This is a genomic window from Paenibacillus sp. A3 (assembly GCF_001399685.1).
In the GTDB taxonomy this organism is placed as follows: Bacteria; Bacillota; Bacilli; order Paenibacillales; family NBRC-103111; genus Paenibacillus_G.
Genome location: NZ_JTHN01000342.1, coordinates 1 through 799 on the forward strand (window position 1 = coordinate 1; position 799 = coordinate 799).

Below are 799 nucleotides of genomic sequence, written 5' to 3' on the forward strand. Positions count from 1 at the left end.
AAATAACGTTCGTATAAGCGTTTGTTGGATGCTTCTCTCATGGCTTCATTCAGATTCTCAATTTCATCACGTCGATTCATGATTATCGCCTCCGGGCGGGTCCTTTTCTAAACCATTACCCGATTCTCGCGGCTATGAATGTTAAAAGTTCAACTTATATAGAAATTAGTATTAGACTGACACCAGAAATCGAAACAGCGACAGTCTTGGACGAGAAAATAAAGTCCTAGACTTGTCGCTGTATTTTTGAACTACCGTTCTTTGATAAGGTGGTTATAACCGTAGCGGGTATGACGTTAGAACATAAGCCATGCGAGGGAGATCGGCGCAAGGCTTTCAATGTATTATTAATATTGAAAACTAATTGCCGGGTAGTTGGATGCCGCGCCAGCCGCTTACATCGCATTGGCCATATTCATTATTACCCACAGCAACCACCGTGCCGTCCGACTTAAGACCGGCGGTATGAGTGCAACCCGCCGCAACCGCCACAATATCGCGCCAGCCACTTATATTGCATTGGCCATGCTTATTCCAACCCACAGCCGCCACAGTACCGTCCGATTTAAGGCCGATGGTATGATTACTACCCGCCGCTATCGCTACAATACCGCGCCAGCCGCTTACATTGCATTGGCCTTCATTATTTCGACCCACAGCAACCACCGTGCCGTCCGATGTAAGACCGATGGTATGAAGGTAACCCGCCGCTGCCGCCGCTATGTCGCGCCAGCCGCTTACATTGCATTGGCCATACCGATTACAACCCACAACCGCCACCGTGCCGTCCGACTTTAGA

The 799-nt window shown here is 48.8% G+C and carries 1 pseudogene; it reads right to left on the minus strand.

Annotation, left to right across the window (positions count from 1 at the left end):
- Nucleotides 1–360: 360 nt before the first annotated feature.
- Nucleotides 361–799: pseudogene (locus QJ48_RS34375) on the minus strand (chromosome condensation regulator); the annotation flags it as partial.